This is a genomic window from Spirosoma sp. KUDC1026 (genome assembly GCF_013375035.1).
Taxonomy (GTDB): Bacteria; Bacteroidota; Bacteroidia; order Cytophagales; family Spirosomataceae; genus Spirosoma.
This window is the reverse complement of record NZ_CP056032.1, coordinates 5124313-5141856: the sequence shown is the minus strand read 5'-3', so window position 1 is coordinate 5141856 and position 17544 is coordinate 5124313. Positions and strand designations below refer to the sequence as shown.

Annotated in this window: 13 protein-coding genes; 8 read left to right on the top strand and 5 right to left on the bottom strand. The window is 51.6% G+C overall.

Going from position 1 to position 17544, the window contains the following annotated elements:
• The first annotated feature begins 454 nt into the window (after positions 1 to 454).
• Both HU175_RS21565 and HU175_RS21560 read left to right on the top strand, forming a co-directional pair.
• Positions 455 to 3646, top strand: a complete 3192-nt coding sequence (locus HU175_RS21565) for a SusC/RagA family TonB-linked outer membrane protein (RefSeq protein WP_176568535.1) — start codon at positions 455 to 457, stop codon at positions 3644 to 3646.
• Positions 3647 to 3672: 26 nt separating this feature from the next.
• The gene (locus HU175_RS21560; protein WP_176568534.1) at positions 3673 to 5322 is read left to right on the top strand and encodes a RagB/SusD family nutrient uptake outer membrane protein; all 1650 of its coding nucleotides are present in this window, start codon (positions 3673 to 3675) and stop codon (positions 5320 to 5322) included.
• A gap of 129 nt (positions 5323 to 5451) precedes the next feature.
• Here HU175_RS21560 and HU175_RS21555 read toward each other — a convergent pair whose 3' ends face one another.
• Entirely contained in the window at positions 5452 to 6432 is a 981-nt protein-coding gene (locus tag HU175_RS21555; RefSeq protein ID WP_176568533.1) for a GlxA family transcriptional regulator, read from the bottom strand.
• 172 nt (positions 6433 to 6604) lie between these two features.
• On the opposite strand from HU175_RS21555, the gene HU175_RS21550 reads away from it, so the two are divergent.
• Together HU175_RS21550 and HU175_RS21545 are read left to right on the top strand one after the other, a co-directional pair.
• The gene (locus HU175_RS21550) at positions 6605 to 7027 is read left to right on the top strand and encodes a DoxX family protein (RefSeq protein ID WP_228724239.1); all 423 of its coding nucleotides are present in this window, start codon (positions 6605 to 6607) and stop codon (positions 7025 to 7027) included.
• 54 nt (positions 7028 to 7081) lie between these two features.
• Positions 7082 to 7483, top strand: a complete 402-nt coding sequence (locus HU175_RS21545) for a VOC family protein (RefSeq protein WP_176568532.1) — start codon at positions 7082 to 7084, stop codon at positions 7481 to 7483.
• Between the two features lie 178 nt (positions 7484 to 7661).
• Here HU175_RS21545 and HU175_RS21540 read toward each other — a convergent pair whose 3' ends face one another.
• From HU175_RS21540 to HU175_RS21530, 3 genes are all read right to left on the bottom strand, one after another.
• On the bottom strand, positions 7662 to 10583 hold the full coding sequence (locus tag HU175_RS21540) for a PQQ-dependent sugar dehydrogenase (protein ID WP_176568531.1): 2922 nt from the start codon (positions 10581 to 10583) through the stop codon (positions 7662 to 7664).
• 7 nt (positions 10584 to 10590) lie between these two features.
• Positions 10591 to 11565, bottom strand: a complete 975-nt coding sequence (locus tag HU175_RS21535; RefSeq protein ID WP_176568530.1) for a sugar phosphate isomerase/epimerase family protein — start codon at positions 11563 to 11565, stop codon at positions 10591 to 10593.
• Between the two features lie 143 nt (positions 11566 to 11708).
• Entirely contained in the window at positions 11709 to 12380 is a 672-nt protein-coding gene (locus tag HU175_RS21530) for a M20 family metallopeptidase (protein ID WP_228724238.1), read from the bottom strand.
• A gap of 283 nt (positions 12381 to 12663) precedes the next feature.
• Between HU175_RS21530 and HU175_RS21525 the strand changes: the two genes are divergently transcribed.
• Together HU175_RS21525 and HU175_RS21520 are read left to right on the top strand one after the other, a co-directional pair.
• A complete protein-coding gene (locus HU175_RS21525) occupies positions 12664 to 13335 on the top strand; it encodes a response regulator transcription factor (protein ID WP_176568529.1) in 672 nt (223 codons plus the stop codon).
• Between the two features lie 53 nt (positions 13336 to 13388).
• Positions 13389 to 14756, top strand: a complete 1368-nt coding sequence (locus HU175_RS21520; protein ID WP_176568528.1) for an ATP-binding protein — start codon at positions 13389 to 13391, stop codon at positions 14754 to 14756.
• Positions 14757 to 14821: 65 nt separating this feature from the next.
• On the opposite strand, the gene HU175_RS21515 is transcribed toward HU175_RS21520, so the two are convergent.
• Entirely contained in the window at positions 14822 to 15835 is a 1014-nt protein-coding gene (locus tag HU175_RS21515; RefSeq protein WP_176568527.1) for an alpha/beta fold hydrolase, read from the bottom strand.
• Positions 15836 to 16040: 205 nt separating this feature from the next.
• On the opposite strand from HU175_RS21515, the gene HU175_RS21510 reads away from it, so the two are divergent.
• Entirely contained in the window at positions 16041 to 16328 is a 288-nt protein-coding gene (locus HU175_RS21510; protein ID WP_176568526.1) for a hypothetical protein, read from the top strand.
• Between the two features lie 118 nt (positions 16329 to 16446).
• Positions 16447 to 17538, top strand: coding sequence for an efflux RND transporter periplasmic adaptor subunit (locus HU175_RS21505; protein WP_176569314.1), 1092 nt, complete (start codon positions 16447 to 16449; stop codon positions 17536 to 17538).
• Positions 17539 to 17544: the final 6 nt, after the last annotated feature.

The window sequence follows — 17544 nt, the reverse complement described above, 5'->3', positions numbered from 1 at the left end:
AGCCTGTCCAGCTATAAACGCTGTATTAATGAAGCTTCAGAAAACAGGTGGACAGATTAGTTACAATCTTTTACCGATCATTCAGACGCGATCAAACGCGTCGAAACCTATAAAGATAAAATAAGTATAAATGCTTAAGTAAAACAGAGTTGATTAGACGTAGGTGATGTGCTGTAAGTTGTATTATTTAAATATTTAAAAGTTTTATAGTCCGAAAAGGAGGTTTAGTCTATCTATTAGTATACGTGCCAAATGCCTAATAATATCTTATATGAAATTTATCTATGGTACATAAAACTAAGCTTATGGACAGTTGAAGAATAATATTTTACTGATTTTATGTATAGATAAATAAATAATTGTGTAATAATTTCTACACAAAATTTTGAGTTGTGTTTGCGTCCATATACATTTGTTTAAACCTGTTTGACTAAGTAGTTTAAATTTCTAGTATATGACGAAACGTTTACTGTTGAGCTTATTTCTGGTTTGCTCAACCTGGGCATTAAGCTGGGCTCAGGGACGGACAGTTACCGGGAAGGTAACGTCTACTGAAGATGGGAATCCGCTACCGGGCGTATCAGTCGTTGTAAAAGGAACAACGACCGGAGCGGTTACGGATGCCGATGGTAAATACTCGCTAGCCGCGCCAACGAGAGGCAATCTGGTGTTTTCGTTTATTGGGATGCTGACCAAAGAGGTTGAGCTAGGAGGGAGTTCCGTGATAGACGTAAAACTGGTGTCGGATACCAAACAGCTTTCCGAAGTTGTTGTAACCGGGGTAGGGGTTGCTACGGATAAACGGAAAATCGCAATCTCGGTTGAATCGGTTTCGGCTAAAGACCTGCCTCAGACGCCGTCAGCCTCGGTTGACCAGGCGCTGATCGGTAAAATTCCGGGTGCCCAGATCACCAGCCGTGGTGGTACGCCGGGGGCCGACGTGAACATCCTGTTACGTGGTATCAACACCATCAACCGGGGAACGCAGCCAATGATCCTGATCGATGGTATCCAGATGGGAGCGACCAGCCTGCAAACCATTGACCTGAACTCGATCGAGCGTGTTGAAGTCGTGCAGGGCGCTGCTGCTGCTACGATCTACGGGGCACAGGGGGCTAACGGCGTTATTCAGCTGTTTACCAAAAAAGGTAAGAACGGCCAGTTGAACATCGATATTTCGTCCAGCATTGCACAGAACACCTACCTGAACGTTGGGGGAGTAAGCAAAGCGAAATTCCATGCGTTTGCTACTGATGCCAGCAACAACATCATTGGTTCGTCGGGACGACCTATTACGTTCGATGCAACGAATGGTATTTATACGGAGAACGTACAGTATAACTCGACTGATCCAACAGCTACCAACAGCAAAGCGTACGATGCCAACTTACAATACCACGATCACTTCGCTTATTTCTTCAAGCCAGCGAATACGACAAACAACAGCATCGCTATTTCGGGCGGAAGTCAGAAAGCTGACTTTGGTATATCGGTATCCAACAGCCACCAGGAAAGTAACATCCTTAACAATGGCTACTGGGACCGTAGCAACCTCTCGGCGAACATCGGTACGCAATTAGCCAAAGGCCTTTCGCTGCGTTCCATCACGCAGTTGGCGTACACGAAAAGTACGTTGAAATCCAACGACCGGACTATCCTGTACAGCATGTTGAACGCCTATCCGCTGGCTGATTTCTCCCTGCTGACCACCGACGGTTCTATTCCGTATAACATGAACCAGACGATTGGTATCAACGCATCGAACCCATCGTACCGGCAGGCATACACCCGGAATAATGACAACAAAGTTGACATTATCCAGAATCTGAACCTGAATTACAAGTTTCCAAAGTTCGTTGAACTGGACGCTAAATATGGTCTGAACTTCCAGACGCAGAACCGTGATCTGGAGTACATGAACCAGGCCAATAATGCGAACATCAAATACTGGCTGGCCCAGGGAACGGCGACGTACATCTCGAACTACAACTCGAACAACAGCGGTGATCTGACGAAGTATGTCAACAACAAAGTATTCCAGAACTTTCTGGCTACGGCAACGGCTGTTTTTGACCTGAAAGAGGATTTCGCATCGCGTCTGCCCATCAAATCGGTAACGCAGGTTGCTTTCGACTATCGGAACAGCAAGAATAAAGAATATACGAGTGCAGCCCTGGGCCTCCCAGCTGCTTACGCGCCTTATAACGCGGCAAACACTACGTCCTGGCGGGTATATCGTGATTACACCGAACCCTTCATTACGTACGGTTATCTGGTGAACCAACGGCTTGAGTACGGCGACTTTATCGGTATTTCAGGCGGTTTTCGGAGTGATTTCTCGTCGGCCTTCGGCGGAGGTTCCAAGCCATTTACGTTCCCTCGTGGCGATGCATACCTGCGTCTGTCGTCGCTGAAATTCTGGGAAAACAGCCCAGTCAACAACTTTCTGCCAGAACTGAAACTACGGGCGGCTTATGGTCAGGCTGGTATTCAGCCACAACCTTTTGACCGGTACGTAACCATCACGCCAATGACTGTCGGCAACACAACGGCGTTCTACTACGCGAACCAGCAGCCTAACCCAGCGTTAGGAGTAGAAGTATCGGAAGAACTGGAACTGGGTACCGACATGGTATTCAGCCTGTTTAAAGGATCGAGCTGGTTAAATGCCATCGCCCTGTCGGCCACGTACTGGGATCGGAAAACGAAAGATGCGATCTATCAGGTTGACGTAGCCCCTTCGGTTGGTCTGGGTAAATTGACAGACAACGCATTCACGCTAGGATCGAATGGTCTGCAGATGTCGTTGAACTCAACGGTATACAACGGCACGGCGTTCAAATGGAACACGACGGTTAACTTCGGTAAGCAGTCGTCTAAAATTCTGGCGGTTCGGGGCGGAGCGCCCATTGTGGTCACGTCAAATGCGGGTAGCACGAACTACGTTCTGAAAGCCGGCGAGAAAATTGGACAGTTGTATGGCTACAAAACCATTGGTAGCGTTGACGCCCGTGATCCAAATGGGAACTACTTCATCCCAGTAGCCGAGCAGGAAGCCTACACCGTAGCCAGCAACGGTTTCGTGGTGAACAAGGCAACGAAACAGCCTTATTTCACGGCCGATAAATTCAGTTTCGGTGATCCAAACCCGAAATTCAATATGTCGTTCATCAATGACCTGAGCTACAAGAACTTCCTGACATTCAACGTTCAGGTTGACTGGCTGCAGGGTAACCACCTCTACAATCAGACAAAAGAGTGGATGTACCGCGATGGTATCCACAGCGATTACGCCAATCCGTTCACGATCGACGGACAGACGGGTGCCTGGACAGCGTTCTACCGGGGTGTGTACGCCCAGCGTACGGCTAACGGAACGAAAGATTACTTCTACGAAGATGCGTCGTTCGTCCGTCTGCGTAACATTTCGGTCGGTCTCGATTTTGGCAAACTGTTCACCATCCCTGGCGTGAAGCGTCTGCAACTGGTGCTGTCCGGCCGTAACCTCTGGACGCTGACCAAGTACACCGGTTTCGATCCGGAAATCAGCTCGGGTACGTCTAATTCAGCCTGGGACCGCGGAACGGATCACAGTACCATGCCAAACTTCAAGTCGTATCAGGCCGCGTTAAACATTGGATTCTAAGGAAACTTATTACAAAAATTGATCGAATGAATAAGTTAAAACTATATGGATTAGCGCTGGCACTGACCGGACTGCTGGTATCCTGCAAAGACCAGCTGGATGTTCAGAACCCAAACCAGCCTTCGTCGCCGGCACTGAAAACTGAATCGGGATTGATCTCGTTCGGTGAAGGGTTCTATATCACGGGTTTCAAGGATGTGAAATACTACGATGGCGTACCGGGCTATTTCTGGTCGGGTGCTATCGGGAATCACGAACTGATGGGCGACGTCATCGGCACCGATATCGCCAACGTGTTCATCAACCAGATTGGCGCGCCCAACCAGGTTACGCTCGATGACGGTACCGTATTGCTGAACCCGAACTCGCCGAACAAACAGATTGATTTTCTGCGGATTACGGCCAACGTAAACTCGACGGGTTTCCAGAACTCGACCTATTACGAATGGGCGTACATGTACAACATGAACAACGCGGCCAACACCCTGCTGACGAACATCGACGGGGTTACGTTCTCGGGTGAAGCTGAGACGAAGAAAAACGTCTTGAAAGCGTGGGCGTATTGGTGGAAAGGCTACGCCTACGCCCGGATTGGCTCGATGTATTATGCGGGTGTCATCAATGACAAGGCAAACGGCGAAGCCCTGAACGGTACCAATGGCAACTACGTAGCGAAGGAAGCCATGATTGCGGAATCGAACAAAAACTTCGACGCGGCTATTACCGCGCTGAATAGCTTAAGCGTTACCGCCGATTATACGGCAACTATGCAGGGCCTGATTCCAAGCTTTAACCGGGTTGGTAAAGGGGGTGTTCTAACGCCTGCCATGTGGGTACGGAATATCAACACGATGAAAGCCCGGAACATTTTGGTGAACACCCGCGTGGCTGACATGACTGCAGCGCAGTGGGCCAGTATTCTGACGCTGACCAACTCGGGGATCACGGCTTCGGATCTGGTATTCACGGGTCGTTCGAACGCAACCAGCGATTTCCTGTCGCCAACAGCTGGTACCGTATCGGCGAAAACGACGGGAGCGAACAACACCTACAAAATTTCGGAGCGTCTGATCCAGGATTTTAAAACGGGTGATCTTCGGCTGTCGAACAACTTCTCAAGAAGAAGCTCTGCCTACATCGGTGAATCCTCGCGGGGTAATGCCTTCTTCACGCGCTGGACACTCATTAATCGGGGCGCTGCCGGATCGGAAGGGAATGCATCGGTTATTACGTTCTCGAATACGAACGCGGGTGGCTACGAGCAGTACCTGGCCAGTTCGTACGAAGAGAATCAATTAATGAAAGCCGAAGCGCTGATCTACACAAGCAACATCGAAGGTGGCCTGGCGCTGATCGATGAAGTTCGTAAGTACCAGGGCGCTGGCCTGACGGCCGTGGCTGGAACAAGTCTGAGTCTGGCAGCGGCTAAGGAAGAACTGCGTCGCGAGCGCCGGATTGGTCTGCTGTTCCGGGCGCTATCGTTCTACGATGCACGCCGTTGGGGCTTGCTGGAAACAGGTCGGACGGGCGCAGTTGCGCTGAACCGCACCGGTGCTGTCAGCACAAACGCAACAATCAACTATGGCTTCCTGGATTACTGGGATGTGCCGGATAATGAGATCGCTTATAACCCGCCAGCGGCTGGTAGCGCTCCTACGAAGAATCCTAAGCAGTAAACTTAGGGAGCTGTATTAACCCTATTGAACCAACTGGTAAACTCCCGGTTTTGACAGCGCTTCGCTGCGAACCGGGAGTTTCTTTTACGAGAATACGTCTTCCGAAACGATTGCTTTCGAATTGGTGGATCAACCAATCAAGGCTTCTCGATTATACTTCTGCCGGTACTCGATGGGCGACAGACCCGTGATTCGTTTGAACGTACTACGAAAAGCTTTTGGATCGGTATAGCCCACGCCGTACATAACCTCATTGATATTTTCGCGGGACGATTCCAGCCGCATTTTAGCCGCTTCGATCTTAACGCGCTGGATGTATTCAACCACCGAGTTGGCCGTTGCTTTTTTGAAGCGTCGTTCCAGATTCCGGCGGCCAATGGCGAACAGGCTGGCTAACTGATCGACCGTAATACGTTCCTCCAGGTTGTTTTCAATATGTTCCTGCGCCTTCCTGATGGCTTCGTCGCCGTGCTCTTTCTGACCGTGAAAGATGATGAATGGCGACTGGCTGTTCCGTTCGATTTCGATCTGGAAGGCTTTCGACATAAACACCGCTACGTGCCGTCCCGCGTGTTTTTCGATCAGGTATAAAATCAGATTCAGGTAGGAGAAAGCCCCCCCGCTGGAATAGAGCCCCTGTTCGTCGGTGATGATCCGATCTTCGACCAGCTGAACCTCCGGGAATAAATTTTTGAATTGATGGGCTGCCATCCAGTGGGTAGCACACTGACGGCCGTTCAACAAACCGGTTGACGCCAGAAGAAAAGCGCCGACGCAGAGACTGCCTACTTCGGCGCCCCTCTGGTACTGATCAACAATCCAGGGAAGAAACGCCTGATTCGTCTCAATGCTCCTTTGCAGATCGCCGTCCAGGGCAGGAATGATGATGAGGTCGGTCTTCCGAATTGTACTGGTCTGCGCGTCGGTGAACACCGTGTATTTGCCACCGGCCGCCGGTACGGACTCCGTCAGGCCAACCAGTTGTACGTTGAACAACGCTGATTTTCCAACGCTCTTCAGATATTTGTTAACCTCTGTAAGCACCTGGCGAGGCCCTTCGACGCTGCCTAAAACAGCACCCTGCGGGACCAGAATCGATACGTGTTTCATGGAGTGAAAATATAGCAAATACCTGTCGCAAATTACCCGGAAAAGGTCGCAATCTGCCCCATTTACTGCTCGAAAAACGCGCAACTTTGTCAGGTAAACAACGCCGGAATAACAGGTAAATTACCCGGTCAGACTGGCGTTACTCACTACCGTTTATATTCCTTTAACTACCATGGAAACAAGTGCAAATCTACCAAGGGGGCAGTCGGAACAACAAACCGGCATGACACCGAAAACCATCAAAATCGTCTACTGGATCCTGACGATTCTCTTTTCTGTGGCGATGCTGATGGACGGCATAGCGGGTGTTGTCCGCGAGGAAACCGGCCAGCAGGTTATGCGACAACTGGGCTACCCGGTCTACATTCTGACCATTGTGGGCACGGCGAAAATTTTGGGCGTAGTGGCTCTGCTGCAACCCTGGTTTCGGACAATCAAAGAATGGGCGTTCGCCGGTTTTACGATCAACTTCGTCGGGGCCATGGCGTCCTGGGCGGTTGTGAGCGACGACCGGACTACGCTGCTGCCGCCCCTGTTCATGCTGGTTTTCCTGTTCGTACTCTACTATTTCTGGACCAAATACGAGCCGCGATAACTCCTAAACCCATCACTGTTTTTGAGTTAACAAACCTCTAAACAACACTTACAAATGGCTAAGATGATCTTTGTAAACCTGCCCGTTAAAGACCTGAACAGATCGGTCGAGTTTTTTACCAAACTTGGGTACACCTTCAACGCGCAGTTTACGGATGAGAACGCAACCTGCATGGTGCTCAGCGACACGATTTACGTAATGCTGCTGGTTGAGGATTTTTTCAAAACGTTCACCAATAAGGACCTTACGGATGCCACCAAAAGCACGGAGGTCATCCTGAGTCTGTCGGCCGAAAGTCGGGAAGCTGTCGATGAACTGGTTAAAAAGGCCGTTGATGCCGGGGCTACCCTCATCAAAGAACCCATCGACCAGGGATTTATGTACGGCCATGGTTTTCAGGATCTGGATGGCCACCTCTGGGAAACCATGTGGATGGATCCATCGGCTGTTCACTAAAGCGCTGAACTGACACTTCTAAACAGGCCGGCCCGACGAACGTTCGTCGGGCCGGCCTGTTTTAATCGTGCAATTTGTTATTCCGACGAAGCAGAAATCGTAAGCTCTCCTTCGTTGAAGGTCAGGATAGATTAAGATTCATCCTTCGTCGGAATGACAAAAAAGAGCTCAAGCGAGCTTACTTGTCGCTGTTCAAAAATTTGATGTTCGCCAGCGACATGAGTGGCTGAATGGCTTTAGCCTGATCATTCTTGAAAACGAAATAAAGATCATGGACACCTTCGGTCGGCTTCAGCGTTAGGAAGACCGGTGGGCGAGCAAAGGGATTCGCCGGAGCGGGGGCTTTTCCGCCAGCCGCCCCCGGTGCACTGCCCGCGCTGGCGCTGGTGCTGGCTGGCTTGGCACTGTTGCCGGACTCCATCTGAGCCATCAGTTTGGCCATGTCAACCTCAGGGGCCAGTTCAATAACTTTCTCGGCAATGATTGGCCCCGTGGGCGAGTCGATTCTGACTTCAATGGTGCCTCCCGCGCTGCCTTCCCGCCGTTGGGCAGTGGCATCCAGTTGCAGCCGCTTGATCGTGGTCAGATCAAACTGGCGGAAACCCAGGTAGCTTTTGGCGTAGGCCATGATTTTTTCAGCCCGGTCGCTTTTTACATCGACGCCCTGTTTGATGGGCGCAGTTGTTACGTTGACCTGGGGACTCCGCAACACAATCATCTGCTCCGACGTTTGCGAGGGAACTGGTTTGGCGGCTTTCTGAAGCCCACCCCGGTCGGTATAGGCCGCCCGGATCAGTACAGAGCCCTTGCCGTTGTCGCCTTCGGGTAATTTAACGACATAATCTCCCTGCAGGGGAAGGCTGCTGAGGGTTTTCTGGTCAATGTTGAGAATGTAATGAACCAGCGTCTGCGCATCGGCCACCGACATGGCCGGATGCCCTGGCATCGCTACGTCGCCCCAGGTACCTACGCCCCCCTGCCGAATTTTCGTAACCAGCTTATCAACGGCGCTGGTATTGCCCCGATACTTTGCCGCTACCGCCGTGAACGCTGGTCCTACTGATTTAGTCGCAATCTGGTGACAGACTTTGCAGTCGCTCTGGTTGATAAGCGCCTGCGCGACAGCAAACTGCGTGGATGCATCGACGCTACGTTGCGCCTGCATCACTTCGGCGTAGTCGAAACCCTCTGAGGTGTAGTTGATGCTCATCGCCACCCGCGCCGGACTGATCTTGCCGGGAACGCCCTTAGCCGTTGACACCGTTGCGCCGGCCAGACCACCATCTTCCTTGTCGGAAACATTGACCGCGTACTGAATGGGCTGATCCGGGAAGAAGAACGTTCGGTTGCTGCTCAGGTTGAGCGCTACGGCTGGCGCTTCATTACCGGCAATGATACGGATTGACTGGCTGTTGGCCGCTCCGTGCGAGTCGGTAACGGTTAATTGCGCCGAATAAACGCCGGGTTTGTCAAACGTAACAGACGGACTCATGCCCGTCAGAGTACGAGGAGCCATACCGGGGGAGGTAACTTTCCATTGGTAGGTTAGGGCGTCACCATCGTAATCTTTGCTGCCATCGGCGGAAAGAGTTAGTTGCAGGGGTACGTTCCCGCCCTGCCTGCTGGCCGAAGCCTGCACCAGCGGTTTACGATTGCCGCCGTTATACTCGATACGTACCAGCCGGGCGTTGTCGCTCTTGCGGAACCAGTTACTACCGTATTCCAGCACATACAGGTCGCCGTCAGGACCGAATTTCATATCAATCGGCTCAACAGGATGGTAGCTGGGGAGGATGCGTTCCATGCTTTTATAGTTACCGTCGGCATCCATCGTAATAGACATGATCCAGCCCCGGGAAAAATCAGTCGCCAGCCACTTGCCTTCGTAATACGCCGGCCAGGGACGTTTCGCACCTTTAAAATCGGCCTGGTGGTAGATCGGTCCACCCGTTGCCGACCGCGAGCCGGTGCCCACCAGCGGAAACTCCTCCGACGCCCCGTACGGGTAGTAAATAAACGACGGCGCGACGGGTGGCAACTCGGTCAGACCGGTGTTGTTAGGCGAAGAATTAATGGTTTTGTCCGGGTCTTTTTTTGCCAGCGGCTTCTGGGCTGCATAGTCGTAGACCGGAAATGCCTGCCGGTTCCCCACGAACCAGGGCCAGCCGAAGTTACCAGGCTTACGCCCCTGATTCAGCTCATCGTACCCCCGCGGACCAATTTCTGAGTCGTTTGTTGCGTCGGGACCCACCTCGCCCCAGTACAGGTAGCCCGTCTGGCTGTCGATGCTGATGCGCCAGGGGTTCCGGTGGCCCATCGAATAGATTTCGGGCCGGGTTTTGTCCGTGCCTTTGGGAAAGAGATTGCCTTCTGGAATCGTATACGTACCGTTAGCTTCGGGATGAATACGCAGAATTTTTCCGCGTAGATCGTTGGTATTGCCCGCGTGCCCCTGATCGTCCCAGCTACTACGGCCTTCCCGCTCGTCGGTCTGCGCGGCCTGCTGGTTGCCAGTGTTGTTGCCAACCGTCAGGTACAGATTCCCGGTCCGGTCCCACGTCATACCGCCCCCCGTATGGCAGCATACTTCGCGTTGAGTGGGTACTTCCAGTACCACTTTCTGCGACGATTCGACCAGTTTGTCGTCGCGCAGTTCCCAGCGGGTCAGGATGTGTTTTGACTCGGTGGGATGGGCGGAGTAGAGATAAATCCAGTGGTTCTGCTCAAAGTCAGGATCGAGCGATAACCCCATCAATCCCTCTTCGGCCTCCGATACCTTGCCTTCTTTGGATGTATATTTGGTATTGACCGGGATAGTGGCAATCAGGTTAACCGTTTGGGTCGTTGGGTCGTATTTCTTGAGGCCTCCCTTGCGCTCAATGATGTAAGCTGTGCCGTCTTTAGTCACCTCAAACGTCATGGGTTCGTCCAGATCTTCAGCCACAACAACGGGCGTAAAGCGGGTTTCGTCGGGTTTGCCGGATTCGTCCTGCGCCATAAACGAGGCTAAACCGGTGAGCAGCAGCGCAGAGGCTGCCAAAGAGGCCGTATTCCGCCAGCGGGCAGGCCACTTCTCAGATACGTAGTTGTTAGGTTTCATCGTTGTGTCAGGCCAGAATTTTTTTCAGGTTATTGTAGCTCGTTGTGATGCTGGCGATGGGGTCCGCAGCCATGTCCTGTTCAACAAAGAAGTATGTCAGCCCCGCCGTTTTCGCGGCCGCAAATGCCTGTTTAAAATTGACGATACCGTTACCTACTTCGGTAATGGTCTTTCTATCGTCCTTGATGTCTTTGATGTGCCAGAGCGGGAATCGGCCCGGTTGCTCCTTAAACAGGGCAACGGGATCTTTTCCGGCCTTGACGGCCCAGGCCAGGTCTAGCTCCATCTTGACCAGGTCCTTATCGGTTTGCGACAGAATCAGTTCATACGGTGTTTTGGTACTCCCTTCTACTGCATCAAATTCGGTTGCGTGGTTGTGGTACGCAAAACCAATACCTGCCTTCTTGCAGGCTTCGCCGGTTTTCTGGAATACCTCGATGGATTTTTTGATCTCGTCCATCGTGGCGACGGGCGTGCTGGCGCAGACCAGATAGGAGAGTCCCCCCTCGGCCGCCTGATCGACTAACTGCTGATAGTTATCGCGGAGACTAAGCATAGGCGGCATTTTAGAGAAATCCATAGCCGGACGGGCTGGTTGCTGTCCAGCGCCGGCCGGTGGTCCTCCCGCTGGTGGAGTGGCGGCCGGGCGGGGACGGAACGGCGCACCCATAGCGTGGTGGGCCCGCCATTTCATGCCCAGGTCTTCAACCAGCGCCTTAAATTCCTTGGCCGAGTAACCGTAATAGTTCTGGCCGGGTCGCAGACTAAAAGCGGATTCCACTTCCTTGTAGCCCGCAGCGGCAACTTTTCGAAGGGTTTCTTTGGGGTCTTCGTTCATGGCTCCAAACAGCGTGAACAACTGAATGCCAATCGGGTACGTAGCTGTCGGTAAAAGGCCCTCTGCGTTAATGAACTGAGGCAAGGCAAGACCGCCCAGCGTTAGAGCGCTGACCTGATGAATAAATCGACGTCGGGTAGTCATAAAAAGGATAATAAGCTGCTTAGGAACTGGTTCGTACGGCTCGATGGCCGGGCTGTTCCTTAAAGCAACAACCATTTTGTAACCAGAAAAAATGGAATAGATAAAAACGGAGGGAACACCGACAGATTCCTGATTTTAACCGACTAACCAATCTGGACGAGAAGGCCGCTTAGAAGAAATGCAGCCCACCCCTTGCCCGTAAACGTTACAATCATACTCAACACCGACGCCGTAAATGGTCCCGGTTTGCAAACGATAACCCCCTGCTCGAACCCCGGCAGGTTGTGAAGCGCAAAGACCCGGTCAGGCGTGACCCGGTCAGGAAAGATTCGGTCTGGCGTGACCCGGTCTGGCGTGACCTGATCAGGGGGAATAATATCAAACAGCGGATCATTCAGAACGGCTTGGGCGCCCTGTCCGGTTTCTTCGGCGGGCTGGAACAGTAGATAAACCCGGCCCTTGAGGGGTTTCCCGGTCAGTAGTGAGGCAACACGGGCCAGGATAGTGGTGTGCCCATCGTGGCCGCACTTGTGTGAAACACCGGGCTTTGTCGATTGATGGCCGAACGTATTGACCTCCTGAATGGGTAGCGCATCCGTGTCGGCCCGGATCAGTGTAACCGGCCCCGTCGTATCCGTGCCGTACTGCAGTAGCAACCCCGTACCACCGACTTCGCGGATAAAAACGGGATTAAATTGCTGGACAAATGTTTTAATCCGTTGCTGGGTCTCTACTTCCTGACCCGATACGTCCGGGTAGCGGTGTAGCTCCTGCCGAAACCGGATAAACATGTCGCTGCTGCTGGTTACAATCATACGTTGTGCCTCTATGCTATTAAATACGGCCTTTCTTGATTGCCGGGCAAGTCTGTTTAAGCCGTCTGGTACCTGACTCGGCCAGCGCTCTTTGCGTAGGCAGTGGGGAGCGAACCCGATACGTAGCATACCGATACACGTAGCTGAACTGCTGCCCGATCCGGGGGCAGCGTGCTGAGAGGAACACCGGCCCGGCCGGAAAACAAATCTTGAGTATCTTTGCCTGACGAGTCGAGGACGAACACAAAGGCCGGCAGCAGGCCCCGATCAATTTACAGATTTCATGAAAGTCCTTTTGGTTGAAGACGAAGAGCGGTTGGCATCCTTTATTCGCAAGGGCATATCGGCAGAAGGTTATGAAGTCGACGTCGCTTTTGATGGACGTACCGGCCTGTCGCTGTTTCGTCAAAATAGCTACGACATCATCATCCTGGATGTTAATCTGCCGCACATCAATGGCTTTGAGCTGTGTCGGCTGATCCGGGAGGAGAACGAAGCGGTACCGGTGCTGATGCTGACCGCCCTGGATAGTCTGGCCGACAAATCGGATGGCTTCAACGCGGGGGCCGACGACTACCTGGCAAAACCCTTCGAGTTTCAGGAACTGCTACTACGGCTCAGGGCGCTGACGCGCCGAAACGGTTCCCGGCCGAAACAGGTGCTTCAACTGGCTGATCTGGAACTGAATCTGGATGCGAAGACTGTAACGCGGGCCGGCAAACGGATCGACCTGACAACCCGCGAATACGCTCTGATTGAATACCTGATGCTGAATAAGGGTAAAATCATTTCGCGGGTAGACATCGGTGAACGGGTCTGGAGTCTGAATTTTGATAACAACACGAATATTATTGACGTGTATATCAGTTACCTGCGTAAGAAAATCGACAAGGATTTTTCGCCGAAACTGCTGCATACCATTGTCGGTATGGGGTACGTCCTGCGCGAAGATTAGTCGTTTCCTCGGCGGATTGTAACGCGTACCAAAGGCCGCTACTTGCTGTTTCCATGCTTATTCGCAATCGCCTGACGATTATCTTCACCCTGCTGGCTATGGCTATCCAGGTCACGCTGTCGCTGCTGGTGTGGTATTTTTATTCACTCTACCGGCAGGAGGAATTTTACAGTCGGCTGGAAGCTAAAGCCCGGGTTACCGGGCGAGTGCTGATCTCCCGTCGGCACCTGCACGACGATTTCTTCAAGAACATGGTCCGTACCGACCTGCTGTCTATCGTGGAGGAGCAGATCAGTATTTACGATAGTCGGCATAACCTGGTCTTTACCAATCGCACGCTGAAGGACAGCGATTATTACAAAGAGAAGATCGAGAACCTGGTAACCAGTAATTCACTGGTTGAATTCAAAAATGGTCATCTCGAATCGATCATGCTGTTGTTTCAGGATCGGGGTCAGCGGTTCTATATTTTTGCCTCAGGCTACGACCGGATTGGTTTTGCCAAACTGGGGACACTGCAGCAGATTCTGCTGCTCGCTAACCTGCTTGGGTTTGCCTTGATTGTACTGGCTGGCTGGTATTTTTCCGGACGGGTGCTGAAGCCTATTTCGCAGATTGTGGACGAAGTCGAGCAAATTACGGCCACTCGGCTGGATAAGCGTGTCGACGAGCGAAACCGACGCGACGAAATTGCCCAGCTGGCTATGACCTTCAACCAGATGCTGTTTCGACTGGAGGATGCGTTTGTGTCTCAGCGCAGTTTTGTGTCTCATGCGTCTCACGAGTTACGTACGCCACTGACCAACGTTCTGGGAACGCTGGAAACCTCTCTTCGGTATGATCAAAATCCAGCCGACTGGCGTGACAGTATGGAGATCGCCGTCGACGAACTGAAGCGGGTGATTGCTCTGACAAATGGGTTACTGGGCCTCGCCAAGGTTACAGGCAGTACCCTCACGCTGACCAGCACGCAGGTTGACGATTGTTTGTTGACGGCCCTTGGGCAGATTCAGTCAAAATATCCGGGTCGTAACCTGCCGCTTCAATTCGTGACAACTGAAGAAGAGGCATTTACGATAAAAGGGAACATGATGCTGCTGATAACGGCGTTTCTGAACGTACTCGACAACGCCTGTAAGTATTCCGACGATGCGGTTTCCGTGCTTTTGGAAGCAAGGAATGACCAGATTACCGTAGTCGTAACTGATAAGGGAGTGGGCATTGCCGAAACGGACGTTGCCCATATCCTGACTCCGTTGTACCGGGGGAAAAACGTAGGTAGTGTCCCCGGTTATGGCATCGGCCTGGCCGTTACGCAGAAAATCGTAGAGTTACACCAGGGAAGTTTACAGATTGCATCCAGCGTCGACCAGGGAACTACCGTTACCATGATATTGCCGCGTTACAACCAAACTGCCTGATCGAGCAGACTCGTTTGCGGGAAACGTATAACGTATTGCCTGTGCGTCGATGGGTAAGCACTGACTTACCTCTTGGTCTTTAGAAAGGTCAACAGCGGCTGGAAGTAACGGTCGTCCTCCGTCCAAAATGGGACGTGACCTGCTTGCGGATAAAAAGCTAAAGTGGCATTCGGTAAACTTGCCTTCATGCGAGTCATGTCTGTAGCCGTAAGAGCGTGATCCCGACCGCTACCCATTACTAAAACAGGTAACTGGAGCTGGCTTAAGAATGGCCTGAAATCCCAATCATTGATTTCCTGCGACTGCCAAAAGTAGCGGTACACGTCTAGGTTTTTTCCGATCAGTGTATCCGGTGAGGAGTAGAGCGGTTGCAGCGCTGGGGTTACGTCCGATTTGGCTAGGTTAGTGAATTGATTAAACAACTGTCCGGATAAGCTATCGTATCGATTCGCCAGTTGACGAAATATGGCTGACGTACTGTCAATCGACTGCATTTGTTGAGTAATCTGTTGACCTTCAGAGTTATGCGATAGTAAGCTGTCCAGACAGTCGCCTGCATTTTGGATTAAACCAGACCAGCTATCCGTCATGTTGGATACAATAACACCCTGTAACGCGGTTGGATGCTGCTTAGCGTATTCCAGGGCAATCAGGCCACCAAACGAATGGCCTAACAGGTAAAATTTTTTTAAACCTAGCTGCTTACAGACGCTGTCTATATCCCGGATGTAATTTGCTAGATTCCAGTAGTTCGAGTCTTGCGTTCGATCTGATAAGCCACAATCGACCATGTTCAGAATATGGACGCGAACACCCCGCTCAGCCAGGTTATGAAGAAAAGGTACGTATCCCTTATGGCTATCACCGGGTCCGCCGGGCAAAATGAGTAAATCCGTGTCGCCGGTGCCGGCTTCTTCTACCCAAAGCTGATACTTGTTTTCTACAGGTAAGAGCCGCCCCTGTCCTTGTTGCCTTGCCTTACTGAGTAGTGAGTCGGTTACCTGAGCGCTGCTCATGGAGTGGCAGCACAGGATCATAAAGAGGAGCTTTAATAAAGTATTTACGCGGTGTATTGCCACAGGTCAGCCAGTTTACTAAGAAGAAGCTGCAACGAGCCGAAGTTTACTTATTTGAGCTTTAAATAGTACTTTTTAGTTATAGAAGAGGTTTTTGAGCTTGGAAATGGGGGCGGCTATAGTACCTTTTTAACAACTTATAAATTTCCTTCTCACGTCGTTCTAATGTCCTGGTAGTTGATTTGTGTCAGTTAAGATAGACACCAGTATGCAACGCCGGACTTTCCCCTCGATTTTGCTATACAGCTTTGGGCTGGCACTGGCTCTTTCGCTGGTGTTCAATGGGTTTCTATTGTATAAGCAGAGTCATCAGCAGAATATGTATGAGTATGAACTGAGCAGCTCGGCCCAGCCACTCGACCAGATCGTATGGCAGCAGCAGCTTTCGGATTGCCAGCGGACTAATCGACAGCAGGACAGCCTGATCCATCGGCTGGAGCAGGTGTCCAACGCCCCCCCCGGCCAGTCAATCGCCGTTCAGCAGCCTGCTCATTAACCAAAATTTTAACAACTCTACCAGGTAAACGAAGCCAAACCGGAACGAGCTAATGCCAAACACAGCAACCTATTTTACCAATAAACCAACGCGGCTGATGCCCACCGCTTCAACGAAGATGAATCCCAAGAAAATTTTAATGCTCATGAGCTTGTGCGCCCTGGTGAGCGTTACAAGCTGCACAAAACACGAAGAAGAAAAAGAGGAAGAAGCCGTAGAATATCAGGTCACCAGCCCGCTCCTGACCGACACGACGATTACGAAAGAATACGTTGGTCAGGTTCGGTCGATTCGTCACATCGAGATGCGGGCGCAGCAGCGGGGCTATATCCAGAAAATCTTCGTCGATGAAGGACAACTGGTCAGAGAAGGACAGATGATGTTCCAGATCATGCCCAAACTGTACGAAGCTGAACTGCAGAAAGCACAGGCCGAAGCCAATTACGCTGATATTGAGTATCAGAATACCAAAAAACTGGCCGACAGTAAAATCGTGGCGCCAACTGAACTGGCGATGGCCAACGCTAAATTCAACAAAGCCAAAGCCGACGTATCGCTGGCCGAAGCGCATCTGGGCTTCACCAAAATCAAGGCGCCGTTCAGCGGTATCATGGACCATTTCCAGGTGCGGCTGGGTAGCCTGGTCGACGAAGGCGATCTGCTCACCACCCTGTCGGACAACAGTCAGATGTGGGTGTATTTCAATGTGCCGGAAGCCGAATACCTCAACCTGAAGGAAAAAGCAAGTGAGGCCGATCTGAACAACGTCAGCCTGAAAATGGCAAACAATAAGCTGTTCCAGTATCCCGGTAAAGTACAAACCATCGAAGCTGACTTCGACAACGAAACGGGTAACATCGCTTTCCGGGCCACCTTCCCAAACCCCAAAGGGCTGCTGCGGCACGGCGAAACGGGTAACATCGAAATGAAAGTGCCCATCCGGAACGCCATGATCATTCCGCAGAAAGCTACCTTCGAGGTACTGGAAAAGAAATACGTCTACGTGATCGACAAAGACAACAAAGTGCGGTCGCGGGAAATCAAGATTGCCGCCGAAATGCCCCACATTTTCGTGGTCAGTTCCGGTCTGAACAAAGACGACAAGATTCTGCTGGAAGGCTTGCGTCAGGTGAAAGAGAACGAGAAGATTGCTTACAAATTCGAAAAGCCTACTGCGGTTATTTCGAACCTAGGATTGTACGCCGAATAACCAGCC